The organism is Minwuia sp., assembly GCF_048007105.1.
Lineage (GTDB): Bacteria > Pseudomonadota > Alphaproteobacteria > Minwuiales > Minwuiaceae > Minwuia.
Map to the genome: position 1 here is coordinate 468058 of NZ_CP180352.1, position 24104 is coordinate 492161.

Genomic DNA, 24104 nt, shown 5'->3' on the forward strand with positions numbered 1-24104 from the left:
CATCTATCCGGTTGGAACCGCCGGGCCGATGCGCTAGAGCACGCGCGGTAATGTTACGGAGGCTCGCAAAGGGCGTGATGAGACATCTACTGGCAGTGTTGGCGTTGGCGCTGGTCATGGCCGGCGCGGCTTCGGCGCAGCAGGTCCTCGGCATTGCGGCCGTCGTCGATGACGAGGTGATCTCGGCCTACGATCTGGAGGAGCGGCTGGATCTGGTCATCGCCAGCGCCCGGCTTCCGGCCACCGACGAAACGCGGCGACGCCTCCGGCCCCAGGTGTTGCGCCAGCTGGTCGACGAGGAATTGCAGAAGATCGCCGCGCGCGACGCAGGCGTGAAGGTCCTGAACAGCGACATCGACGACGAGATCGATTCCATCGCCGAGCGCAACGGCCTGTCCGGCGCGCAGCTGCTGAGCGAGTTGAAGCGCGCCGGTGTGGACGAACATGCGCTGCGGCAGCAGGTGCTCGCGGGCCTCGCCTGGCAGCGCTTCATGGCTGCCCGGCTTCTCCGGACCGTGCAGGTCACGGACGAAGAGGTCGACGAGGCCATCCGCCGCCGCCGGGAAGCCCAGGGCGAGAAGGTCTATCTCGTCAGCGAGATCCTGCTGACCGTCGACGATCCGTCGGCGGAGCGCACGGTAAACGATGCTGCCGAGCGGCTGGTCCGCCAGATCCGCGCGGGCGCCCGTTTCGACGCGCTGGCGCGCCAGTTCTCCTCCGGCGCCACCGCGGCGCAGGGCGGCGATGTCGGCTGGGTCCGCGCCGATGCCCTGGGACCGGAGATCGAGTCCGTGCTGCCGGAGATGCGCTCCGGCTCGGTCTCGGAACCGATCCGCACGGCGACCGGCTACACGATCATCGGTCTCCGGGAGACCCGCGTTCAGGGGGAGGAAAGCCTGGGCGCCGTGACCGTGCGCCTGTCCCAGTTGCTGATCCCGCTGGGACGCGACGCAGCACAGGACGACGTGAACCGCGCGGGCAGCGTCGCCGCCGACATGCGCGGCCTGATCAGCAGCTGCGACGACGTCAAGCCGCTGGCCGAGCGCCTGTCGATCGTGGAGGCCGCCGATCTGGGGCAGCTTCGTATCGGCGACCTGCCTCAGAGCTTCCGCAACGCCGTGGGCGCGCTGAAGGTCGGCGAGGTCAGCCCGCCGATCCGGACCGCTGCGGGTATGCACCTGCTGGTCGTCTGCGAACGCGACGATCCGCAGGAAGCGGCGCTGGACCGGGCGCGGATCGAGAACGAGATCGTCGGCCGCAAGCTGAACCAGCGGGCCCTGAGCTATCTCCGCGACCTGCGGCGCGACACCATCGTCGACTACAGGTAGGCGGGCCGGGCCGTTGAAACCGCTCGCCGTCACCATGGGCGAACCGGCGGGCATCGGCGGGGATATCACCCTGGCCGCCTGGGCTGCGCGGGAAACCGAGGCGCTGCCGCCCTTCTTCGCCATCGACGATCCGCACCGGCTCCGGCGCCTCGCCAGGACCCTGGGCATCGACACACCGGTGGAGCCGATTTCCGATCCGTCAGCCTGCGCGGGCGTTTTCGCACGGGCGCTGCCTGTGTTGCCCGTGGACGGCGCCATCGCCGGGACGCCCGGAACCCCTGATGCCGCTGACGCTCCCCTGGTCATCGCCGCCATCGAACGGGCGGTGGCGCTCTGCCTGGACGGCGCGGCCGCGGGCCTGGTCACCAATCCGATCAACAAACACCTGCTCTACGGCGCCGGGTTCAGCCATCCGGGCCATACCGAGTTCATCGGCGCGCTGTGCGGCGCCGAACGCCAGATCATGATGCTCGCGGGCCCGCGCCTCAGGGTGGTGCCGGCGACCATCCACGTGCCGCTCGCCGAGGCCATCCGGGGCCTTTCGACGCCGGAACTGATCGCCGTCGGACGCCTGACCGCCATGGCGCTCAAGCACGATTTCGGACTGGAGACGCCGCGCCTAGCCTTTTCCGGCCTCAACCCGCATGCCGGCGAGAGCGGCGCCATCGGGCGCGAGGAAATAGACATCATCTCCCCCGCCATCGAGGCGCTGCGGGCCGAGGAACTCAGCGTCGCCGGTCCCATACCGGCCGACAGCATGTTCCATGACACGGCGCGCGCCGCGTATGACGCAGCCATCTGCATGTATCACGACCAGGCGCTGATCCCGGTGAAGACGCTGGATTTCGAACGGACCGTCAACGTGACGCTGGGCCTGAACGTCGTGCGGACGTCGCCGGACCACGGCACCGCCTTCGACATTGCCGGCAAGGGCCTCGCCCGTCCGGACAGCCTGATCGAGGCAATCCGCCTGGCCGGGGCCATCGCCGGGAACCGTGCGCGTTGAGCGATCTGCCGCCGCTGCGCGAGGTCATCCGCACCTACGGCCTCGACGCCCGCAAGGGGCTCGGCCAGCACTTCCTGCTGGATCTCAACCTGACCGCCAAGATCGTCCGCGCCGCCGGCGACCTGTCCGGCCGGGATGTGCTGGAAGTCGGCCCCGGCCCCGGCGGACTGACGCGGCCGCTGCTGGAATCAGATGCCGACCGCGTGGTGGCGGTCGAGCGTGACGCCCGCTGCGTCGCCGCGCTTCAGGACGTGAAGGCCGCCTTTCCGGGTCGCCTGGAAATCGTCGAGGGTGATGCGCTGGAGGCCGACGAGACGGCGCTGGTGCGGCCCGGCGCGGCCGTTGTCGCCAATCTGCCCTACAATGTCGGTACGCCGTTGCTGTTCAAGTGGCTGGCCCAGCCGGAGCATGTCGGCTCGATGACGTTGATGTTCCAGAAGGAGGTCGCCGACCGGATCGTGGCGGCCCCGGGCAGCGGCCAGTACGGACGGCTGGCGGTGATGTCGAACTGGCGCTGGCAGAGCACGAAGCTGTTCGAGTTGCCAGCCCGCGCCTTCACACCGCCGCCGAAGGTCGCTTCCGCCGTGGTGCATCTGGTGCCCCGGCCTGAGCCGCTCGCCCCGGCGGACGGGGACGCGCTGTCGCGCGTGGTGGCGCAGGCCTTCAACCAGCGGCGCAAGATGCTGCGTCAGAGCCTGAAGGGACTCGGCGCCGACGCATCCGCCTTGCTGGATGCAGCCGGTATAGACCCGACCCGCCGGGCCGAGACGCTGTCGATCAAGGAATTCTGCGCCCTGGCGCGGGCCTTTCAGGCGTTGCGGTAGGGATCGACCAGTCCGGCGACGAACTCGACCAGCCACGGCATGCGCTTCCGCCGGTTCCGTTCCGCATGGAGGATGTTGCGGACCTCGTCCAGGCAGGCCTCGACCTCGTGATTGATCACGACATAGTCGTAGCCGTCATAATGGCTGATCTCCCCGGCGGCCTTGGACATGCGCCGCGCGATGACGTCCTCCGGGTCGCGGCCGCGTGTGCGGAGCCGCCGCTCCAGTTCCGCCATGCTGGGGGGCAGGATGAAGACGCTGACGATGTCGGTCTCCATCTTCCCGCGCATCTGCTGCGCGCCCTGCCAGTCGACGTCGAACAGCACGTCACGGCCTGCGGTCAGCGCCTTCTCGACCGGTCCGGCAGGGGTCCCGTAGCTGTTGTCGAAGACGGTTGCGTGCTCCAGCAGCTCGCCATGCGCCACCATCTCGTCGAACCGGGCGCGGTCGACAAAATAGTAATCGACGCCCTCTTCCTCACCCTTGCGCTGCGGCCGTGTGGTCACCGAAACGGACATCTGCAGGTCGGTTTCCTCGGCCAGCAGCCGCCGGGAAATCGTGGTCTTTCCCGCACCCGAGGGCGAGGACAGCACCAGCATCAGACCGCGCCGGCGGACCGCGCCAGCCGGGCTACTCAATGTTCTGCACCTGCTCGCGCAGGCGGTCGATGGCCACCTTCATGTCCATGCCGATGCGTGTGAGCTGCACATCCGATGACTTCGAGCAAAGCGTGTTGGCCTCCCGGTTGAACTCCTGCGCCAGGAAATCGAGCCGGCGGCCGACGGGCTCCTTCGAGGCAAGCAGTTCCCGGGCCTGCTGCACATGGGCGCGCAGGCGATCCAGCTCTTCGGTAACATCGCCGCGCGTCATCTGGAGCGCCAGTTCCTGCGCCAGACGGTCCTCGGTCAGCGGCGGATCCTGTTCCAGAAGGTCCTTCAGCAGCGTCTGAAGACGTTGCCGCCTGGCTGCCGGACGGGCCGCCTCGGCATCCGCCGCCGCCGCGATCAGCGCCTCGATATCGGAAACCACGCCCGACAGGATCTCCTGCAGCCGCGCGCCCTCTTCGGCCCGCGCCGCCGCCAGCGCTTCCACCGCCTCGGACAGGCTCTCGCCGATCGCTGCGTCGCGCGCCGCCAGGGTTTCCGGATCTTCGGCGGCCTGACCGGAATCGATGACGCCACGGACCTGCATCAGCGCGGCGACATCGACAGCCCCGTCGCCGCTGGCGTCGCGGGCCGCCTCGATCAGCGTGGCGAGCCAGTCGCGGTTGATGGCATAGCCCGCCGCCGTGTCGGCGAATTCCAGCTGCAGCGAGACCGAGACATTGCCGCGGCCCAGCCGCTTCTGGCAGAGGCTGCGCGCGGGTTGTTCGAGGGCGTCGGCGCCGGAGGGCAGCCTGAGGCGCACATCCAGGCCCTTGCCATTGACGCTGCGGAGTTCCCAGACCCAGCGCCATCCCTCTGCAGCGCCGTCGCGCCTGGCAAATCCGGTCATGCTCGAGAGACTCATGGGCGGTCCGTGCGAATCTTCGTGGGAAGGAGTACCGAGCCTACCGGCGCGCGCCGGGCGATCAAGCGTCGGGCAGGGTCAACGAGACGGCGGTGCCTTCACCGGGCCGGCTGTGGACCGAGACTTCGCCGTCATGCAGTTCGACCAGACCGCGAACGATGGAGAGGCCCAGCCCCGTGCCCTTCTGTTCGGCGACCATCTGGTTGTCGATCTGTCCGAAGGGCCGGAACAGGACGTCGAGATCCGCGTCGGCGATACCGATCCCGTCGTCACGCACGGTGATCCGGCAGCCGCCCGAAATCCGTTCCGCGGCGACTTCCACGGTACCGCCCCGTCGATTGAACTTGATGGCGTTGGACATCAGGTTGATCAGCACCTGCTTCATGCTGCGCCGGTCCGCCCGCATCACGAGACGGTCCTCGGGCATGACCGCCGCCAGCCGCACCTGACGGCCTTCCGCCAGCGGCGACATCAGATCGAAGCATTCCTCGATCATGCGTTGCAGATGAATGTCCGAGCGGTCCAGCTTCACCGCGCCGGCCTCGATCTTCGACAGGTCCAGCAGATCGTTGATCAGCTCCAGCAGATGCCGGCCGCTGTGGACGATATCCTGGGAGTAGGAGGCATATTTCGGCGAACCGACGGGGCCGAGCACCTCGTTCGAGATCATCTCGGAAAATCCGATGATGGCGTTGAGCGGCGTCCGAAGCTCGTGGCTCATCTTGGCCAGGAACTGCGACTTGGCGTCATTGGCGCGTTCAGCCGCTTCTGTCGCGTGGCGAAGCTCCTCGGTCATGCGCCGGCGGCTGTCGACGTCGACGGCGGCGCAGAGAAAAGCCTGCCGGTCCTCCCAGGCGATCAGCGCGACGAACTGCTCCGACCAGAAGATCGAGCCGTCCTTCCGGCGCATCCGGACTTCATAGCGGTCGGGCACGTCGAGCCCTTCCCGCCGGTCCTTCGCCAACTGCCGCAACCTGGGCAGTTCGTCAGGATGGTAGTGCGTTTCGATGGAGCCGGCGGCCTTCAGGTCGGCCTCGTCGTCAAAGCCGAGCATCTCGATCAGGGCGCGGTTGACGAACAGGGCGTCCTGACCGTCATGAACATAGAGGCCCGAGCTGATTCCTTCCGCGATAGCCCGGAACTTCTCTTCGCTCGCCCGCAACTGACGCTCGGCCGTGGCGCGCTGGCCGGCCTCCGCCTTCGCGCGGACCACCGCTTCGGCCAGTGAACGGGTCCGCTCCTCGACCCGCATCTCCAGCGAGGCCTTGATAGCCATCAGTTCCGCGTGCTGGTCCTTGAGCCGCGACACGTTCGACAGCAGCTGGATATAGCCGCCATCGGAAGTGGGCGCCTCGCGGATCTCGTACCATTCGCCACCGATCCTGCGTTCGATGGGAGCGGGAGACGGTCTCGGCAGGTTCAGCCGGCGGGCAATCCACTGGTCCGGATCGTCCGTCGCTTCTTCGACCAGCCCGCTGTGCGCAACCGCGACGACGAAGGATTCGAAGGTCATGCCGGCTTCGAAGATGATGCCGACCGGTTCGTAGACCGCCTGTTGCGCCTTGTTCCAGAGCACAAGCCTGTCATCGGAATCGAAGAGCAGAACGCCGTCGCCGAGACTGTCGATCGCATCCCTGAGCACCGTCTCGGCGCGGCCGGCGCGGCGGTCGGCCTCGGAGAGTGCAGTCTCGTCGATCCCGGTACCGCGGTAGCCGGTGAAGCGGCCCTTGTCGTCGAAGATGGGGACGCCGCTGATCCGGGAACTGCGCCATTTCCCGTCCGAGCCGACATAGCTGTAGCGGAAATCCCGGAACGGACGGTGCGCCTCCATGGACCGGACATGCGCCCGCCAATCGGGATCAGCCTCGATGTCGGCGCCGACGGCCTCCCAGCGGGTCTTTCCGAAGAAGTAGGGCAACTGGTTGGCATAGGGCAGCGAGGCCGATGTGGGCGTGACGAAACGGTGCTCCGAATCGGTCTGCCAGAACCAGTCGGCAAAGCTGAGGGCCAGATCGCGGAAGGCGTCGGCTTCGCGGGCGGCGTCGAGCTGGCGCTGCTTCTCGGCGGTCACGTCGCGGACGACGGTCAGCGTCGATCCGTCGGACAGCGCCCTGTTGACGAAGTTCAGCCAGCGGCCATCGGAAAGCTCGATCTCCTCGGAGCCGTCAAGCGCCGCATAGCGCTTCATCGAAGCCTCGATCCAGACGTCCCGCCGATTGCCGGCCCGGGCGAAGACATTCCGTTCCCACGCGGCCTCGAACAGTTCCTGCGCCGTCACGCCGGTCCGGATCATGTCGTGAAGCTGCGGCCAGGTCTCGACATAGCTGCGGTTGCATTCGGACAGGCGTCCGTCGGGACCGAAGACGACCGCGGCCTGGTTGAGGCCGTCGAGGGCGTCCAGCAGCGCAGGGTCGACGCCCCGCCCGCCATCGACGGGCCGGTCGGCGTTCATCCCCCCCGATCTTTTTGCAACCTGCGCCAGCGCCTTACGTTCCTGTTGTGCTCGTCCAGCGTCTCGGCAAACGCATGGCCCCCGGACCCGTCGGCGACAAAGTAGAGATCATTGGTTTGCATCGGATTAAGAACGGCTTCGATGGCCGCGCGGCCCGGATTGGCGATGGGGCCGGGCGGCAGTCCGCCGACCTTGTAGGTGTTGTAGGGCGAATCCGTCGCCAGATCGGTCCGCGTCAGCCGCCGCCTCAGTTCCGATTTGCCCTCTGTCAGTGCGTAGATGACGGTCGGATCCGACTGCAGCCGCATGCCCTTGCGCAGCCGGTTGAGAAACACCGACGCAACCCGCGGCCGTTCGCTGGCCACCCCGGTTTCCTTCTCCACGATCGAGGCGAGAATCACCGCTTCCTCGGGCGTCGAGATCGGCAGGTTCCCGGCGCGGCCAGACCAGAGTTCCCGAACAGTGGCGCGCATGGCCTGGCGCATCCGCCGGATTACCTCCGGGCGCTTGTCACCCAGACTGAAGTGATAGGTCTCCGGCAGCAGTTCGCCTTCGCCAGCTTCCTGCACATCGCCAGTGAGCGTCGGTGTCTGCTCGATCAGTTCCAGAACCGCGGCCGAGGTCATGCCTTCGGGCACCGTCAGGCGCCGCACCACCGTTTCGCCGGCAACCAGCTTCGCGATCGCCTGTTCCATGGAAATGCCGGGCTCGAAGCGGTACTCGCCGGCCTTCAGCCGGCTGCCGTCCTCGGTCAGTCTGAGCGCCGCCAGAAAGACGAACCTGTTGGAGATGACCTTCTCGGCGACCAGCAGGGCGGCGATGGTGCGCGGCCCCTCGCCCGGCTCGACGACAACGAGGGCCGGCTTCCCGAGCGGCCCTTCCTCGCGGTAGACCTCCAGCCCCCGCCAGACGGCGTAGCCCGCGCCGGCGCCGCCAAGCACGATGAGCACCAGAAGAAGGCGCAGGATCGCCTTCATCCGGCGCCCCTAATCGAGGCGGCGGAAGATCAGGCTGGCGTTGGTGCCGCCAAAGCCGAAGGAGTTCGAGAGCGCGATGTCGATCTTGCGCTCCTTCGCCTTGAGCGGCGCAAGGTCCAGACCGGCGGCTCCGTCGTCGGGATCTTCCAGGTTCAGCGTGGGCGGCACGATCTGGTCGCGCATCGCGAGCAGGCAGAAGATGGCTTCCACGCTGCCGGCGGCGCCGAGCAGATGGCCGATCGAGGACTTGGTCGACGACATGGTCGCGCGGACGTCCTCGTTGCCCATCAGCCTGCGGATGGCGCGCAGTTCGATCTCGTCGCCACGGGGCGTCGAGGTGCCGTGCGCATTGATGTAGTCGATGTCCTGCGCCGAGATGCCGGCCCGCTTCACGGCGGCCTGCATGCAGCGGTAGGCGCCCGAACCGTCCTCGGACGGCGCGGTGATGTGATAGGCGTCGCCGGACATGCCGTAGCCCACCACTTCAGCGTAGATCTTCGCGCCGCGGGCCTTCGCATGCTCCAGCTCTTCCAGCACGACGATGCCGGCGCCCTCGCCCATGACGAAGCCGTCGCGGCCCCGGTCCCAGGGCCTGCTCGCCTTCTCGGGCGCATCCTTGAAGCCGGTGGACAGCGCCTTGGCGGCCGCGAAGCCGGCAATGCCCAGACGGCCCATCGCGGCCTCGGCCCCGCCGGCGACCATGACGTCGGCGTCGTCCAGCGCGATGATGCGGGCGGCGTCGCCGATCGCATGCGCACCGGTCGAACACGCGGTCACGACCGCATGGTTCGGGCCCTTGAAGCCGTTGTTGATGGAAATGTGCCCCGAGAGCAGGTTGATCAGGCGTCCCGGAATGAAGAAGGGCGACAGACGGCGCGGCCCCCGGTTCTCCAGCGTCAGCGCCCCCTCGGCGATGCCGGACAGGCCACCGATGCCGGAGCCGACCAGCACGCCGCTGCGGAACTGCTGTTCCTCGGTCTCGGCCGCATAGCCCGAATCCGCCAGCGCCTGCTTCGCCGCGGCCAGGCCATAGACGATGAAATCGTCGATCCGGCGCTGTTCCTTCGGGTCGACCCAGTCGTCGGGATCGAAACCGTCGGGACGGTCATCGGTCTTCGGCTTGATCTCGCAGCCGTAATTGGTGGCCAGATCCGAGGTGTCGAACTTTGCCAGGGTGGCGGCCCCGGACTCGCCCTTCAACAGACGGGACCAGGTCTCCTCGGCCCCGCAGGCAAGGGGCGTGACGGCCCCCAGTCCGGTGACGACGACGCGGCGCATTTCCAATGGAGCGTGCCTCCGGCGGTCAGGTGTTGGACGAGATGTAGTCGATCGCGTCCTTGACGGTCTGGATCTTCTCAGCCGCGTCGTCCGGAATCTCGATGCCGAACTCTTCCTCGAAGGCCATGACCAGCTCGACGGTGTCCAGGCTGTCCGCGCCCAGATCGTCGATGAAGTGGGCCTGATCCTTCACCTTGTCCTCCTCCACGCCGAGATGCTCGACGACGATCTTCTTAACGCGGTCTGCAGTGTCGCTCATGGTCTGTTTCCCTGGTTCCCAAAGGTTGATGCTCGGCGGGGCGCGCCCCGCCAGAAATTCCGTAACCTGCGTCCCGAAAGCCCGGATTTCCGCCGATTTTCAGCGTCGAATCGGCTCCGGAACGCGAAATCCGGCGGTGATTAACACACTTTCCAGAACAGGGAAAGCGCGCGCGGACCCGCCGATTTCCGCGCATTTCCGCTCAGATCATCGCCATCCCGCCATTGATGTGCAGCGTCTGTCCGGTGACATAGGCCGCCTCGTCGGACGCCAGATACAGCACGCCCGCGGCGATGTCGCCGCCGGTGCCCATACGCCCTGCGGGAATCGCCTCATTCAGTTTCGCCTTCTGGTCGTCGCCCAGGGCATCCGTCATCGCCGTCGCGATGAAGCCCGGCGCCAGGCAGTTGACCGTGATTCCGCGGCTAGCCACCTCGGCGGCGAGCGACTTGGTCCAGCCGACCGTGCCTGCCTTCGCGGCGGCGTAGTTGGTCTGGCCGGGATTGCCCGTCGTGCCGACGATCGAGGTGATGGAGACGATGCGGCCATGGCGGCGCTTCATCATGCCCCTGAGCAATGCCTTCGCCAGCTGGAAACCGGCATTCAGATTGACGTTGATGACGGCATCCCAGTCCTCGTCCTTCAGCCGCATGGCGAGGTTGTCGCGGGTGATGCCGGCATTGTTGACCAGGATGTCCACCTGCCCCATCGCCGCCTCGGCGGCCTTGGCCAGTTCGGCCGCCGCGCCGGGCTCGCCCAGATTGGCGGGCAGCACATGGGTACGGTCGCCCAGCGATGCCGCAACCTCCTGAAGCACCGCCTCGCGCGTGCCGTGCAGCCCCACCGTCGCGCCGGCCGCGTGCAGCGTCTCGGCGACGGCGCGGCCGATGCCGCCGGAAGCGCCGGTCACCAGCGCGGTCTTTCCCGTCAGGTCGAACATGGATGATCCTCCGCCAGCTGTTGCCGGGGCGTCAGAGGGACGCCAGCAGCTTCTCGATGTCTTCGGGGGTGTTGACCGCGCTCGCCTCGATCTCGCGGTCGATGCGGCGGGTCATGGTGGCCAGGACCTTGCCCGAGCCGATCTCGTGCAGCGATCCGACGCCCTGATCCTTCATGTAGAGCACGCTCTCGCGCCAGCGCACCATCGCGGTCACCTGCATGACCAGCAGCTCGCGGATGCGTTCGGGATCGGAGACCGCACCGGCGGTCACGTTCGCGACCACCGGCACCACCGGGGCCTTGATGGTCACGCCTTCCAGGGCGTCGCGCATCTCGTCGGCGGCAGGCTGCATCAGGGCGCAGTGGAACGGGGCGGACACGTTCAGGCGCATCGATTTCTTGGCGCCCTTCTCCTTGGCGATCTCGACCGCACGGTCGATGGCGGCCGACGAGCCGGAAACCACGACCTGTCCGGTGGCGTTATCGTTGGCGGCGGCGCAGACCTCGCCCTGGGCGGCTTCCTCGGCCACGGCGCTCGCTTCTTCCAGGCTGAGGCCCAGCAGGGCCGCCATGGCGCCCTCGCCGACCGGGACGGCCCGCTGCATCGCCTTGCCGCGCCGCTTCAGCAGGCGCGCGGTGTCAGCCAGCCCGATGGCGCCGGCGGCGGCCAGCGCCGAATACTCGCCCAGCGAATGCCCCGCCACGAACTTCGCCGACTTCTTCAGATCGACATTGCCTTCCGCTTCCAGCACCCGCATCACCGCCATGGAGACGGCCATCAGCGCCGGCTGGGCGTTCTCGGTCAGCACCAGATCGCTCTCCGGGCCGTCCTGCATCAGGCGGAACAGGCGCTGCTCCAGCGCGTCGTCGATCTCCTCGAAGACCTGGCGCGCGGCGGGAAAGGCCTCGGCCAGTTCGCCGCCCATGCCGACCGCCTGCGATCCCTGTCCCGGAAAGATGAAGGCACGCGCCATGTTCCACCCCGTTGCGTCGTTGTGCTCTGCCCGGTCTTCGCGCCGGACCGGTTTCACATAAGGCCCCACTGCCCGGAGGCGCAACACCTATTCGGCGGAAAACGGGCGTTGTCGCGCTTGACTTTGGCCGTCGCGCCGACCTATATCGCGCGGCCTGAAGGTTGGGGCGATTAGCTCAGCTGGTAGAGCACTGTGTTCACATCGCAGGGGTCACTGGTTCAAGTCCAGTATCGCCCACCATCCGGTCTCCCGCGAACCAATGTCCACACCACGCCCCGGAGCAGACCCGCGGTTTGTGCGGCTTTGCGGGTGTTGAGCCGCTGAACAGCGTCCCGGGAGACGCTGAAGGGGAGACGAAGCCGCGCCGAAAACGGGAGCGTCTCTTGTGGCCGAATTCGACCTCCCCACCATCATTCGCGGATCAGGGCGGACTGCTCAGGCCTCGAAGCCGAGTACCCGGCGTTGCTCGGACCAGTTTTGCGGAAGCGATGACATGCGGCTGAGACCATAGGCCGTTAGCGCCGCAGGCTGCCGTCCATCCAGAATGGCTTCGACGATGTCCGGCGCCAGGAAGGCGAGGTTCAGGGTCCGTCCGATGTCGCTTCGGTCGAGCTGTTCCCGATTGGACAGTTCGCGGAGCGAGGCGACTTCGCCCTCGGCCAGCATCCGGTTCCAGCGATGCGCGTCCGCGATCAGTTGAACGAGCTTCGGGTCAGGCGCGCCGTTTTCCTGTTCGTGGTCGGCTAGGACGATGCGGCGGCCGTTGGCGCGTCGCGATAGCTGAACCGGCAACTCGACGGTCACGGTTTGGGTCCGTTCGTCATCGCCCGAGACCTCGGTTCTCGGACCATCAGGGCCAGACACGAAATCGACGGCGGAAGGTCGAATGCCGACGGCGATGCTGCTCTCCCGGAGTTCGACGCGTTCGAGCAGGGCATCGAGCATCCGCTGACGCTCATTACCTTTCGCGCCGACCAAGACATCGGCTGCGCGGTTGGCCGCATCGACTGTTTCCGTCACGTCGTTGCTGTCGTTCTTGTCATGCATCAATAGGTCCATAGCTTGGAGCGGGTCGCGCAGCAGCGCCGCGAGCTGATCGACGATGAGCTTGTCCAGCGTCGGCGCGGGGAGCCGCCAGCCGTTGCTGCTCTCTGCTTTGCGCATCACGAGATGTTTGGAGGTATAATAGAAGTAGCGCTGCCTTTGCTTGCTGGCCTGGGTGGCATAGAGCGGCTCGCCGGCCTCGTCGAACAGCCGGCCTTTCAGCAGGTGAGAGGGCGAGGAGAGACTGATCGGCGCCTGCCGGTGCTTCGCATGGCCGTCGAGCATCGCCTGGACGGCCTCCCATGTGGCCATGTCGATGATCGCCTCATGCTCGCCGCCGTAGGTCTGGCCGATGTGCTTCACACGTCCGATGTAGATCGGGTTGCGCAGCAGCCAGTATAGATGGCCGCGGCTGAATGGCTTGCCGCCCGAAGATCGGCCCGAACGGCTGGTCCGGAGGGAAGTAACGATGCCTAGCGCGTCGCAGGCCGCCCTGACCTCTCTCACCGAGCCGAGCTCGAGATAGAGTTGAAAGATGCGCTGTACGCTCGCCGCACCGTCTGGCTCGACCACCAGCTTGCGGTCCTCGACCCGGTAGCCGATCGGCACAGCCCCGCCCATCCACATGCCTTTCTTCTTGGAAGCGGCGATCTTGTCGCGGATGCGCTCGGCAGTGACCTCCCGCTCGAACTGGGCGAAGGAGAGCAGCACGTTAAGCGTCAATCGGCCCATGGAGGTGGTGGTGTTGAACTGCTGGGTCACCGAGACGAAGGAGACGCCCTGGCCTTCGAACAACTCGACGATCCTGGCGAAGTCGGCGAGCGAGCGGGTCAGCCGGTCAACCTTGTAGACGACAACCGTGTCGATGCGCCCGGCCCGGATGTCGTTCATCAGTGAGATCAGGGCCGGCCGCTCCATCGAACCCCCGGAGAAGCCACCGTCGTCGTAGCGCTCGACAAGTTCCTTCCAGCCCTCGTGCTGCTGGCTCCGGATATAGGCGGCGCAGGCCTCCCGCTGGGCATCGAGGGAGTTGAAGGCCTGTTCCAGCCCTTCCTCGGTCGACTTCCTTGTGTAGATGGCACAGTGAACAGGACGATTGCCGACAGGGGCGCGCGTCGTACCTTGCCCTCTGTGACGACCCGCACCCGCCCGATCGTCGGCTTGCCGGTTGTGCTCAGACATCACCGTGGTCCTCGCGCGCCATAGCGATCTCGGACTGTTGACCGTCCTGATGCCGGTTCTGACCATGCATGCTCCGACCGGTGCCTGTTGACGACGCGTTGAGACCGAAGAAGCGCGGGCCGGACCAGTGGGTTCCGGTGATCGTGCGGGCAATCGATGTAAGCGAGGTGTGCCTTTGACCCTCGTAGACGAATCCGCCCTCGATCACCTCGACCACATGGCTGCGGCCCTGCCACTGCCGGACCAGCCGGCTGCCCGGCCGGAGCTTGCGACGGCCGGCAGGCGGGACCGCTGTATTCGACGACCCGCCATTCACTGCTCCGCCACTTTCGCTCTCGCGCGACCGCGCCAGCGCATCGAGGAGGCGGCGGGTGGCGGCTGTCAGCCCGCCGGATGCTTCGGCTTGCAGCAGCCACGCTGCATTCCCTTCCAGCAGTCTTCGGCTCAGGCCCTTCGGTGGTGGTCGCCGCCAGCGGCGTTGCCAGAGTACGGCGAGTTCTGCCCGAGGCATGGCCCGGACTCGGGCGTCGATGGTTCCTGGGGTCGGTTCCGCGTCCGGCGATGAGACCGGTCCGGTCCCGACATCGGCAACGGCCGGCGCTGGAACCAGCTCGCAGGCGGCGACGTCGCCGTCGTCGCCTGCACGGGATGCCTTCTCCCTTCGCATCGGGCCTGCGCCGTTAGCGGGTTGCGACGTCCGCGGTGGCGGGTGCCACCGCGTGGTAGACGCTGACGCCGTTGACCTTCTTGGTCCGCGTCACCTCGATGCCCCGCTTGCGGAATCCTGTCAGCACCGCCCGGACGCTGTGCGGTTGCCAGCCAGTCAGTTGGACCATCTCGTCGATGTCGGCCCCATCGTCCCGCTGCAGCAGGTCGAAGAGTTGCGCCTGTCGCGTGCCCTGGCCGGAGCAACGTCGGCTGCTCAACGTCGGCACGGGTCGTTTCTTTGATTGACGTCTGTGCGGGCGGGGTCAGTGTCGCCGGAGCCGTATTCCCAGTGTCAGAGGCGCCGCTGGCGCCGGTTCCCGTGACTGCGTTGCGTCCTGCTTCGGTAATGACAAATTCATCGTCCACCGAGCGCCGGACAAGGCGGCGGCGCTCCAGGGCCCGCAGCACAGAATTAAGCGCACCGCCCTTCAGCTGAAGGTGCTCGGGCACCGGCAGCACGTTGTCGTCGGCACGGCTTGCGGCGTTAGCAAGGATCGAAATCTGCTTCTCGTTGAGCTTCATCATGGTTGATCTCCGTGGCTTCGGTCGACACCGGCCCAACGCCGGCGCTGTCACCAGGAGAAGCCCAGGCCGCGATGTGGCGGCCGGGCCGGGACCGCCTGCGCGCCTACCCGCGTCGCCGGCCCCAACGGCATGCATGCTTCCTTACAGGGCGAAGTCCAGCTGATTTCACTCGGCAGGCCAGTTCTCGAGGCAGGTCTATTTGCTCAATAATAAAGCTAACACACCTGTTCAAATTAAAGATCGGCTCGCGACGGAGCGCCTTGGGTGGGAGCGGGTTTTCACCCAATGACCACTGAAACACTGATCTATTTGGGTGCTGATTGCAACACTGAGTCCAGACTATTGCGTCCGGTACTAAGAGTTTGCAGCCCCAATAATAACGAAAACGACCAACATAATTCTGATGGTGCGGTCAGCGGTCAAGCTTCAAGTGGTCATTTGCATTTCACAACACAGCCCACTGTCGCGCTATTGCGCCATCCATCCCCCACCTAAGAGCTTTCCCGGTTGTGTAAATGCTGAAAAACCAATCCACGGATTGGCCTCAAGGACAAAGAGCTGCTGAGCGATACTGGTCGATAGGATATGTTATCGATATCCCTTGCCCAACAAAACTACAGCTATCGTCTTTACAAAAATAAGCGCATCCAGAGTTGGCGAAAAGTATTTTATGTAGAAAAAATCATAAGATAACTTCTGTTCCATTGTCTCAATTTCTGCAGCAAATCCTTGCTCGACTTGAGCCCAGCCTGTGATACCTGGCTTTACAACGTATCTGAATTTAAAAAATGAAATTCTATGCGCATAGTATCGCGCCAGCTTTACAGCCTCAGGCCGAGGGCCAACTAGACTCATGTGCCCCAATAAGACATTCATAAGCTGCGGAAGCTCGTCTAATCTATGGCGTCGCAGAAATCGCCCTGCTCGTGTAATCCTTGGATCGGCTTCGTCGGTGCTAGTTTTCCAACCAGGATCGCGAACATGAACCATCGTTCTAAATTTAAACATGACAAACGGACGCCCTCGGTATCCGATGCGTATTTGATTGAAAAATACAGGGCCGCTCGTATCTATCTTGATAATTAGACCAATTACAATGAAAATTGGGAAAAGCAAAACCAACAATAAAGCCGAAAGGACACGGTCAATAAGCCCTTTAACAACCAAATATATCGGTGATGGATTCAAAGAATGCATAAAATGCTCGTATAGATTTTCTATCTTTACACGATTTGATCTCATTTCTAATGTCGACCAATAATCGATCACTGGGATGTTATGGAGGACGCATCGAGCCAGAAAGCGTTCCCACTGATCAGGTATATCACTTCGTAAGTCAGCAACAATAACCGCACGTCTTTGATCGCGAATTTTCGGCTCCGATAGCACACGCCATAAGTCATTTCCCGCCTTGACCTCCACAACACAGTCACCGTACGGCAATAGATAATATTGATTGCGAGTAGATCGACGCATTTTTGATAATATATACGCACAAACTGCTGTAAATATGAAAGACAATATCATTATATAAATGACAAATTCAATCCTAGCAAACAAAAAAAGTAGATAGCAGGAGAAAAAAACAAATATACTATAAATCAATGATATTGTAAGTGAGTTGCTTATTATAGTTGACCGCGTCTGAATGACCATCCACATAACTACTGTTGAGCAGACAAACGTCGCAACTAGACTGTTGAATTGACCCACTGTTAGATGAGTGAAGACATCCCATCCCCACCTAAAAAAAGTCGGGATAAATGTGGAAGTGAGGACAAAAATGGCAGCCCAAAAAAGGTGACGAATTGTTCTGGTTTCAGGAAATGTCATATTTTTACTGTTCCAAATTCAGATACTTCTAAAGTTCTGCACAACAGCATCGACAATCTTGATGAAATCCGACACGAACTTGATCCAAACAGCGAATGCAAGCTGCCGCCCCACTCAGCGTAGCGGCAGGAGTACACCCGAAGCTTGAGCGCTTCAATACCATGTCGACGATGGGTATTGAGCCAATCTCAACTGCCTGGCGCCTAATGCCCCAAGGCAACAAGCAACCCATCATACCGACACCGCGCTTCAAGGTTGACTCTGACCTGCTCCCCTTTGAGTCCGCGTTTATAGGTTAGGGCTGTTCAGGTTCTGGTCTTCTCTCGATCGTTGATGATACTCCCGCGGGGTGAGCCCATCGAGGCTCGAGTGCGGGCGGTGATGATTGTAATCGTCGCGCCAGGCGGCGATCAGATGGCGCGCATTGAACAGGGTCGGGAACAGATGCTCGTTGAGGCACTCGTCCTGCAGCCGACCATTGAAGCTCTCCACGAGGCCATTCTGCATCGGCTTGCCCGGGGCGATGTAGTGCCATTCGACATGGCGCTCCTCCTGCCATTTCAGGATGGCGTTCGAGGTGAGCTCGGTGCCCCCGGATCAAGTCCGGGGCAAGCTGTTGTCGCTGACCACCATGCAGGGATAGCCGCGCATCTCGGCGATCCGGTCCAGTTCCCGGGCGACACGGATGCCCGAGATCGACGTGTCCACCACAGTCGCCAGGCATTCACGACTGAAGTCATCAATGACGCAGAGCACGCGGAACCGCCGGCCGTCTGACAGGGCATCCGACACGAAGTCGAGCGACCAGCGCTGGTTCGGTCCCTGCGGGATTGTCATGGCCGCCCTGGTTCCGATCGCGCGCTTCCGGCCGCCACGCCTGCGCACCGTGAGCCCCTCTTCCCGGTAAATGCGATAGAGCTTCTTCCAGTTGACCTCCCAGCCCTCTCGCTTCAGCAGGATATGCAGGCGCCGGCAGCCGAACCGCCGCCTCTCGGACGACAGTTCCTTGAGACGCATACGCAGTTCGGTGTCCTCCGGGCGCTTCGAGCGGCGCCGGTACACTCGCGGATCGATCCCGGCCAGCGCACAAGCCCGCCGCTGCGAGTAGCTCTTCTCTTTCATGGCCCAGTCCACCGCTTTCCTCCTCGAACCGGGCCTCAGAAGTTTTTTCCGAGCATCTCTTTCAGCGTCGCGACGTCCATCATCTGCTAAGCCAGCATCTTCTTCAGCTTCGCGTTCTCCACCTCAAGTGCCTCGAGACGCTTCGCGTCAGCGACCTCCATCCCGCCATACTTCCATCGCCAGTTGTAGAACGTCGCGTCGCTGATTCCGTGCTTGCGGCACAGATCCGCAGCCGACAGTCCGGCCTGGCGCTCCTTCAGGATCCCAATGATCTGCGCTTCCGTGAACCGACTGCGCTTCATAAATCCGTCTCCTCTGCATGCTCTGCCCCCCGAAAACTGGATCGTTTTAAGTTAGAGTTTTCCGCCTGAACCCTGGCTGGGGAGAAGGAGCGGATGAGCATGAAAGCATCGAAATTTTCGGACGCCCAGAAGGCGTATATCTTGAGGCAGGGCGAAGCGGGCTTGCCGGTTGCTGAGATATGCCGGAAGGCTGGAATCAGTCAGGCGACGTATTTCAACTGGAAGAAGAAGTACGCAGGGCTTTTGCCGGACGAGATGCGCCGGCTGAAGCAGCTGGAGGACGAGAACAGCCGGTTGAAGAAGCTGGTTGCTGATCTGAGTCTTGATCGTGAGATGCTGCAGGACGTTATCCGCCGAAAGCTCTGAGGCCTGCTCGGAAGCGACAGCTGGTCGATGGGATGTTGGTCGATTGGGGCGTGTCGATCCGAAGGGCCTGCCGGGCTCTCCGCTTCGATACATCGACGTACCACTACAAATCCCGCCGAACCGATCAGGCCGGACTTGAGCGTCGGATCAAGGAGATTGCTGAGACGCGTGTCCGCTACGGATATCGGCGCGTGCACATTCTGCTGCGCCGAGAGGGCTGGATGATAAATATGAAGAAGACTCGGAGGATTTACAGCGAGTTAGGGCTGCAGCTGAGAAACAAGCATCCCAAACGCCGTGTGAAGGCGAAGCTGCGTGACGATCGCCAGGAGGCGGCTGGACCGAACGAAGTCTGGGCTCTCGGCGAATGCTTGCATTCGCCTGCCGCCTGGCAGGCAATGGACTTCGTTCATGATCAGCTGGCTACTGGCAGGAAACTGCGCATCCTGACCATCGTCGATACGCATTCACGCTTCTGCCCCGCCACTGATCCGCGCTTCTCCTATCGCGGCGAGGATGTCGTCCAGACGCTTGAACAAGTGTGTGGACAGGTCGGGTATCCGAAGACAATCCGTGTCGACAATGGCAGCGAGTTCATCTCCCGAGATGTGGATCTCTGGGCCTATGCGAACGGCGTGACACTGGACTTCTCTCGCCCAGGCAAGCCGACGGACAATGGGTTCATAGAAGCGTTCAACAGCAAGTTCCGGACGGAATGCCTGAACGCGCACTGGTTCATGACGCTTGCCGATGCCCGCGAAAAGCTGGAGACTTGGCGTAGAGACTACAATGAGGTTCGGCCTCACAGCGCGATCGGATACAACGTCCTGATCGCCGTACATAATCCCGGTGACGCAACCAGCCCGTCATCGTGATCAGGCCGGAAAAATCTAACCTCCGGCGGTCCAAACAATGGGCTCAGCGCATGCAGTGACGGGCTCTATCCAAATCTGGAGGAGAAATCGGGTCTCAGGTCAGTTCTGTTCGAGGACCCGATGTACGGTGACGCCTTCCGCATCTATGTCGAGCAGGGGATCACCCGGGAGCCTCGGCTTGGCGACGTCGTTATCATGGACAAACTTTCCGCGCAAAACGGTGCAGCGTTTGTGACGCCTTCAAGCAGGTCCGCGCAAGGTGGGCACACAAATCATCAACGAACCGTGAGACACCAATTGCGACTGCATCGTGGCCATCACGCTGGGCGGGCACAACGACTTCCATGCCGTCGTATATGAACCCCTCAGATTGAACACGTCCTAATTCCTATAGTATTTATCGTAACGTCGATAATTTTCATGATAGTAGCCAGGTACATCACCGCCCCTCGCCATATCAAATCGGGTCATAACGACGCCAGCGACTCGGCATCCAGTGCTTCTCAAATTCTTGATTCCAGAGCGCACCGCACCTTTCTCGGTTCTGCGCCAAGCCACCGCATAAATAAATGCGTCGCACACCTTTCCGATCGCGAACGCATCTGACGTTGCCAGGATCGGCGGTGCATCTATGATTATCATGTCATATGCTTGTCTGGCCTCCTCAACGAGACGACCAAAAGCTTCAGAACTCCAGCAACTTCAGAGAGTCGCCAGTCGTAGTCGATGCATAAAGAATTGAAAGCTCGGCCCCTGGCACATTAACCACTGCGTCACTGAGCGATACCTTGCCCGCAAGCACGTCTATCACGCCAACTGATCCGTTCCCGATCACCACTTGATTCGAAAAAGATGGCCTGCGCAAGTCACCTTCAATCAGGAGACAACGACTAGTTTTCGAAATTTCGTGCGCGAGTCCACTAGCAAATGTCGTCTTGCCCTCGCCCGGTATCGACGAAGTTATACACACGACGGAGTTTCTCGAGGCTACACTTCTCAGAGCAAGCACCGACTTCGCAGCGCGGAAAGACTCTGCGAACCCGGTCTCCGGTTCGTTTTGAAGATACTCAACTACTCCACGTTCAAGTTTTCTCGATTTAACTTCGGGAACCACTGCCAGTACGGTTTCACCGAGCGTGTCTTCGATCTCGTCGCGGTGATTGAAACCTTGGCGCAGAAGCCCAACCGCAAATCCGAGACAAAGCCATAGTGCACCCCCACCAAGACCACCGGCAACAGCTATATAGAGGGCAGGAATACCGACAGGGTTTGTAGATACCGTCGCGCGCCTTAGTATGCGGACGTCGGCTGTCTGGACATCCTCCTTAGCGGTCGATTCGCGTAGACGCGCTAAGTACGTTTCGTAGAGATTACGGTCAGCCTCCGCCTCTCTGTCCAACTGTCGAATTTCCACGTCTGCCTGACGGTAAGCTTGGAACTGCCTCTCCAACCGCCTCAGTTCGTTTGAGAGATTCTGGACAGTGATTTCGGCCGCCCTCAATTCAGCCCGCGCATCACCGACCGCGCTATCAACAGCCTGTCCTAGGCGCCGTTCTGTTTCACGAAGGTCTTCTCTGACCGCAATCAGCTTCGGATGCTTTTCAAGATAGCGGGCAGACAGTTCAGCCTCTCGACGACGGAGTTCAGTCCGCAGTTGAAGCAATCGATCCGTCGCATCTGAGTTTTGAATACCAGCAGAATTTATCGCTTCACCTTGGTTACGACGAGAGTTAGCTATTTCATAGCGCGACCTCGCCGCCGTCAAATTGGATTGCGCTGTGACTAATTGTGCGCTAACTTGCGCGATCTGTTGTGAAATAGTTGATGCATCTCGACCAGTAACTTCGGCAAACTCAGCACGCTTCTGGGCCGCGGCAGTTTCAGATTCACGAACACGCCCCTCCAACTCTGCAATTCGATCCGACAGCCACTTAGTAGCCCGACGCGTTTCTGAGAATTTAGCTTCTAATTGGTCATCAATATATGCATCTGCCACCGTATTGGCTAGAAGCGCGGCTTTTTCCGGGACATTAGATTTTGCTTGTAGTGTGAACGCGTAAGAAAAGCGCTCACTCTCAGCTTCGATGCGCCCCCTTAAGGTCGCAGCAACATCAGAGCGATCAACGCGAGGTAGACGATGTTGCGAACTCTCATCGGTGTCTTGCGCCACGTTCCAACCAAGAGCGGCCGCAACCCAACCAAGCACACCTGTGCGGAACTGACTGTCAACTACCGTGCTGAGCAAATTGAAGTCGAATGATTTTGCTGGAGTTATGAACTCGGGATCCTGATCCAATCCCGCACGTTCTACAACACGGGAAAGAAGGGCGGTTGACCGAATTATCTCAATCTCGTTGTTGATAGTTGCCTGACTCACATCCACGCCGGAAGCCAAAAGATTAACGTTTGCGAAATCAGTTTGATTTGGTCGGTACAATAATGATGTTTGCGCCGCGTAAATTGGGATCCTAAAACTCATAATAAAGTAGACTACGCTAAAGGATAAAACAATGGCGACTGCTATACTAAGATAATTTCTCTTTATATAATGGATAAAATCCACCAAAGTAACTTCGCGGGTCGAAGCTTCGGGGCGCGGCGTATCTGTCATGAGATCAGTCACATTCCACCTGTCAGGATCAAGGCGTCTCGTACACCGGGCGGCCGCCTAAGGCAAGCCAATGCGTCATTCGTGGAGATTGTTGAATTTCAGCCTATTTGGCCTGGATGGGCGACCCCGTCCAGGCGGTCCGTGCTGATTGTTAGCACATTGTCATGTCTTGCGTTTTGGCTCAATGGACGTGGAGCGGATTGGAACGGAAGAGCGGCAGTGGCAAGGCCACAGCTTCCTTCGCCGGCGGTCGAAACCCATCGAACTATGCGGCCTGGCGGTGTTGGCTTGGGGCCCCAAATCGTCGATCACAATTCCTGCTTCCTTCATGGGTTCTGGGGCTCACTGTTCATCAAATCGTCGATCAGCGAGTCAGCGAATGTTCCCCGGAAGCCGTATTCCCATGGCGCCATAGGCGCAGTATCGGGACCCTGAATGACGTGCTCCCCTTTGGTCCCTCAGGGATAATGAGAGTCCACGGTTGCTGATACTGCCTGTTTTGCCGGCTCGATCGTAGCGGGCGTCCGGCGAAGCGGGTCGGGGTTGCGCAGCCGGTCGCCCGCGGACCGGCGTGCCACGGCCTCTGGCGTGAAGCCGCCGTGGGCCGAGTGAGGCCGCACCTGGTTGTAGTCCTGCCGCCAGCGCTCGATGACGCTGCGGGCCTCGGCGAGGGTCGCGAACACCTCTTCGTTCAGGCGTTCGTCGCGGAAGCGACCGTTGAAGGACTCCACGAACGCGTTCTGGGTAGGCTTGCCGTGGGCGATGTAACGCCACTCGATGCCAGCCTGGTTGGTCCATTCGAGCACCGCCCGCGAGGTTAGCTCGGTCCCGTTGTCGCTCACGATCATCAGGGGCCGTCCCCGGCGGGCGATCAGCGTATCCAGCTCGCGCACCACGCGGGCGCCGCCGATCGAGGTGTCGACGACGAGCGCCAGTGCCTCGCGTGTGAAGTCGTCGACCACCGCCAGCACCCGGAACCGCCGGCCCCAGTTGAGGGCATCGGCGACGAAGTCGAGCGACCAGCGCTGGTTCGGCCCTTGCGGAACCGTCATCGGCGACCGCGTGCCCGTCGCCCGCTTGCTGCCGCGCCGACGACGAACCGCAAGCCCTTCCTCGCGATACAGTCGCAGAAGCTTCTTGTGGTTCATGATTATGCCCTCCCGCTCCAGCAGGATGCCCAGACGTCAATAGCCGAAGCGACGGCGGACCGCCGCCAGATCCCGCAGCCGTTGCCGTATCTCTGGCGCATCCGCCGTCACCTTCCGTCTGACTGTCTTCGGATCGATCTCGATCAGCCTGCAGGCGCGACGCTGGGAGAAGCCGTGTACCGCCATCAGACGGAGCGCTGCTTCCCGCCGCGCAGCAGTCGTTCTCAGTTTTTTGACAGAAGGTCCTTGAGCGCCGCGTTATCCAGTACGGACTCCGCCAGCAGCTTCTTCAGCCGTCGGTTCTCGTCTTCCAGGCTCTTCAATCGCGCGGCGTCCGACGGACCCATCCCGCCGAACTTCGACTTCCAGCGATAAAATCTCTGTTCGCTGATCCCGTGACGACGACACACCTCAGCCGTCGCCCGACCCGCCTCCTGCTCGCGCAGAACGCCGATGATCTGCTCCTCGGTAAACCTGCTCTTCTTCATGGTCCGTCTCCTGATGACGGACTTTCATATCAACTGCGGGAACCTGCGGGGAGCACGTCACGATTTCTGATCCTCGTCTTACCAAAATATCAGAATGAGCCAATTCCATTGGGGAAGTACGCTATCACTAGTCTCGTTCAACTTCTCCGGATCACTCAAATGAACACCGTCGATCGGCCAACTGAACGATAACCGATCCGCGAAAACCAGACTTCAACTCGTACGGCGATGAAAATGTCTACTAGCCGTAACTTGGCTCTGTACAGTGGCGAACAATCGATAGGCTCCTCCTGTGAGAAAACAGAGAAACATTGATATCGATGGAATAGATAAGGCAAAATCGGTCAATGCTGT

17 protein-coding genes, 1 tRNA gene and 2 pseudogenes are annotated in these 24104 nt (G+C 62.2%); 5 read left to right on the forward strand and 15 right to left on the reverse strand.

Translation table 11 applies throughout. The features are described from left to right. Window positions 1–50 precede the first annotated feature (50 nt). Genes ACMVY4_RS02270 through rsmA form a run of 3 tightly spaced genes read left to right on the forward strand, consistent with a single transcriptional unit; the run spans window position 51 to window position 3158 of the window. A complete protein-coding gene (locus ACMVY4_RS02270; protein WP_416898585.1) occupies window positions 51–1328 on the forward strand; it encodes a peptidylprolyl isomerase in 1278 nt (425 codons plus the stop codon). A gap of 13 nt (window positions 1329–1341) precedes the next feature. Next, window positions 1342–2334, forward strand: coding sequence for a 4-hydroxythreonine-4-phosphate dehydrogenase PdxA (gene pdxA, locus ACMVY4_RS02275; protein ID WP_416898586.1), 993 nt, complete (start codon window positions 1342–1344; stop codon window positions 2332–2334). Continuing rightward, window positions 2331–3158 (forward strand): 16S rRNA (adenine(1518)-N(6)/adenine(1519)-N(6))-dimethyltransferase RsmA, encoded by an 828-nt coding sequence (gene rsmA, locus ACMVY4_RS02280; RefSeq protein WP_416898587.1) that lies wholly within the window; start codon window positions 2331–2333, stop codon window positions 3156–3158. The genes pdxA and rsmA overlap by 4 nt, the downstream gene beginning before the upstream one ends. On the opposite strand, the gene gmk is transcribed toward rsmA, so the two are convergent. The 8 genes from gmk to fabD form a co-directional block, all read right to left on the reverse strand. Then, entirely contained in the window at window positions 3143–3757 is a 615-nt protein-coding gene (gene gmk / locus ACMVY4_RS02285) for a guanylate kinase (protein WP_416900239.1), read from the reverse strand. The genes rsmA and gmk overlap by 16 nt on opposite strands. 31 nt (window positions 3758–3788) lie before the next feature. Next, the gene (locus ACMVY4_RS02290) at window positions 3789–4652 is read right to left on the reverse strand and encodes a YicC/YloC family endoribonuclease (RefSeq protein WP_416898588.1); all 864 of its coding nucleotides are present in this window, start codon (window positions 4650–4652) and stop codon (window positions 3789–3791) included. Window positions 4653–4728: 76 nt separating this feature from the next. Then, window positions 4729–7119, reverse strand: a complete 2391-nt coding sequence (locus tag ACMVY4_RS02295) for an ATP-binding protein (protein ID WP_416898589.1) — start codon at window positions 7117–7119, stop codon at window positions 4729–4731. After that, window positions 7116–8096, reverse strand: a complete 981-nt coding sequence (gene mltG, locus ACMVY4_RS02300) for an endolytic transglycosylase MltG (RefSeq protein WP_416898590.1) — start codon at window positions 8094–8096, stop codon at window positions 7116–7118. The genes ACMVY4_RS02295 and mltG overlap by 4 nt, the downstream gene beginning before the upstream one ends. A 9-nt stretch (window positions 8097–8105) precedes the next feature. Next, on the reverse strand, window positions 8106–9374 hold the full coding sequence (fabF, locus tag ACMVY4_RS02305) for a beta-ketoacyl-ACP synthase II (protein ID WP_416900240.1): 1269 nt from the start codon (window positions 9372–9374) through the stop codon (window positions 8106–8108). Window positions 9375–9399: 25 nt separating this feature from the next. After that, window positions 9400–9633, reverse strand: coding sequence for an acyl carrier protein (locus ACMVY4_RS02310; RefSeq protein WP_416898591.1), 234 nt, complete (start codon window positions 9631–9633; stop codon window positions 9400–9402). 202 nt (window positions 9634–9835) lie between these two features. Further along, entirely contained in the window at window positions 9836–10573 is a 738-nt protein-coding gene (fabG, locus tag ACMVY4_RS02315) for a 3-oxoacyl-[acyl-carrier-protein] reductase (RefSeq protein WP_416898592.1), read from the reverse strand. A 31-nt stretch (window positions 10574–10604) separates the two neighbouring features. Next, window positions 10605–11546 carry an ACP S-malonyltransferase gene (gene fabD / locus ACMVY4_RS02320; RefSeq protein ID WP_416898593.1) on the reverse strand — a complete coding sequence of 314 codons (942 nt, stop codon included), beginning with the start codon at window positions 11544–11546 and terminating at the stop codon, window positions 10605–10607. A gap of 164 nt (window positions 11547–11710) precedes the next feature. Here fabD and ACMVY4_RS02325 point away from each other — a divergent pair. After that, window positions 11711–11786 (forward strand) — tRNA-Val (locus tag ACMVY4_RS02325). 195 nt (window positions 11787–11981) lie between these two features. Here the strand turns inward: ACMVY4_RS02325 and ACMVY4_RS02330 are convergent. From ACMVY4_RS02330 to ACMVY4_RS02350, 5 genes and pseudogenes are all read right to left on the reverse strand, one after another. Beyond that, a complete protein-coding gene (locus tag ACMVY4_RS02330; protein WP_416898594.1) occupies window positions 11982–13772 on the reverse strand; it encodes a recombinase family protein in 1791 nt (596 codons plus the stop codon). Further along, window positions 13765–14283: a DUF2924 domain-containing protein gene (locus ACMVY4_RS02335; protein ID WP_416898595.1), complete on the reverse strand. Its 519-nt coding sequence runs from the start codon at window positions 14281–14283 to the stop codon at window positions 13765–13767. The genes ACMVY4_RS02330 and ACMVY4_RS02335 overlap by 8 nt, the downstream gene beginning before the upstream one ends. 169 nt (window positions 14284–14452) lie before the next feature. Next, a complete protein-coding gene (locus ACMVY4_RS02340; protein WP_416898596.1) occupies window positions 14453–14698 on the reverse strand; it encodes a DUF3489 domain-containing protein in 246 nt (81 codons plus the stop codon). Between the two features lie 895 nt (window positions 14699–15593). Next, window positions 15594–16427: a sugar transferase gene (locus ACMVY4_RS02345; RefSeq protein WP_416898597.1), complete on the reverse strand. Its 834-nt coding sequence runs from the start codon at window positions 16425–16427 to the stop codon at window positions 15594–15596. Between the two features lie 699 nt (window positions 16428–17126). After that, window positions 17127–18262 (reverse strand): annotated as a pseudogene (locus ACMVY4_RS02350) (IS3 family transposase). A gap of 99 nt (window positions 18263–18361) precedes the next feature. Between ACMVY4_RS02350 and ACMVY4_RS02355 the strand changes: the two are divergent. Further along, a protein-coding gene (locus ACMVY4_RS02355; RefSeq protein WP_416900241.1) for an IS3 family transposase occupies window positions 18362–19503 on the forward strand; the annotation gives its coding sequence in 2 pieces (ribosomal slippage) (window positions 18362–18623 and window positions 18623–19503; 1143 coding nt in all). A 685-nt stretch (window positions 19504–20188) separates the two neighbouring features. Here the strand turns inward: ACMVY4_RS02355 and ACMVY4_RS02360 are convergent. Together ACMVY4_RS02360 and ACMVY4_RS02365 are read right to left on the reverse strand one after the other, a co-directional pair. Beyond that, window positions 20189–22114 (reverse strand): GumC family protein, encoded by a 1926-nt coding sequence (locus tag ACMVY4_RS02360; RefSeq protein WP_416898598.1) that lies wholly within the window; start codon window positions 22112–22114, stop codon window positions 20189–20191. Between the two features lie 458 nt (window positions 22115–22572). Then, a pseudogene (locus ACMVY4_RS02365) lies at window positions 22573–23750 on the reverse strand (IS3 family transposase). Window positions 23751–24104 lie beyond the last annotated feature (354 nt).

What these genes read in the sequence shown, in the direction of transcription:
- ACMVY4_RS02360 (WP_416898598.1), bottom strand. Translation starts at nt 22,114, where the DNA reads ATGACAGATACGCCGCGCCCCGAAGCTTCGACCCGCGAAGTTACTTTG.
- fabD (WP_416898593.1), bottom strand. Translation starts at nt 11,546, where the DNA reads ATGGCGCGTGCCTTCATCTTTCCGGGACAGGGATCGCAGGCGGTCGGC.
- fabF (WP_416900240.1), bottom strand. Translation starts at nt 9,374, where the DNA reads ATGCGCCGCGTCGTCGTCACCGGACTGGGGGCCGTCACGCCCCTTGCC.
- ACMVY4_RS02330 (WP_416898594.1), bottom strand. Translation starts at nt 13,772, where the DNA reads ATGTCTGAGCACAACCGGCAAGCCGACGATCGGGCGGGTGCGGGTCGT.
- gmk (WP_416900239.1), bottom strand. Translation starts at nt 3,757, where the DNA reads ATGCTGGTGCTGTCCTCGCCCTCGGGTGCGGGAAAGACCACGATTTCC.
- mltG (WP_416898590.1), bottom strand. Translation starts at nt 8,096, where the DNA reads ATGAAGGCGATCCTGCGCCTTCTTCTGGTGCTCATCGTGCTTGGCGGC.
- ACMVY4_RS02295 (WP_416898589.1), bottom strand. Translation starts at nt 7,119, where the DNA reads ATGAACGCCGACCGGCCCGTCGATGGCGGGCGGGGCGTCGACCCTGCG.
- ACMVY4_RS02335 (WP_416898595.1), bottom strand. Translation starts at nt 14,283, where the DNA reads ATGCCTCGGGCAGAACTCGCCGTACTCTGGCAACGCCGCTGGCGGCGA.
- fabG (WP_416898592.1), bottom strand. Translation starts at nt 10,573, where the DNA reads ATGTTCGACCTGACGGGAAAGACCGCGCTGGTGACCGGCGCTTCCGGC.
- ACMVY4_RS02310 (WP_416898591.1), bottom strand. Translation starts at nt 9,633, where the DNA reads ATGAGCGACACTGCAGACCGCGTTAAGAAGATCGTCGTCGAGCATCTC.
- ACMVY4_RS02290 (WP_416898588.1), bottom strand. Translation starts at nt 4,652, where the DNA reads ATGACCGGATTTGCCAGGCGCGACGGCGCTGCAGAGGGATGGCGCTGG.
- ACMVY4_RS02270 (WP_416898585.1), top strand. Translation starts at nt 51, where the DNA reads ATGTTACGGAGGCTCGCAAAGGGCGTGATGAGACATCTACTGGCAGTG.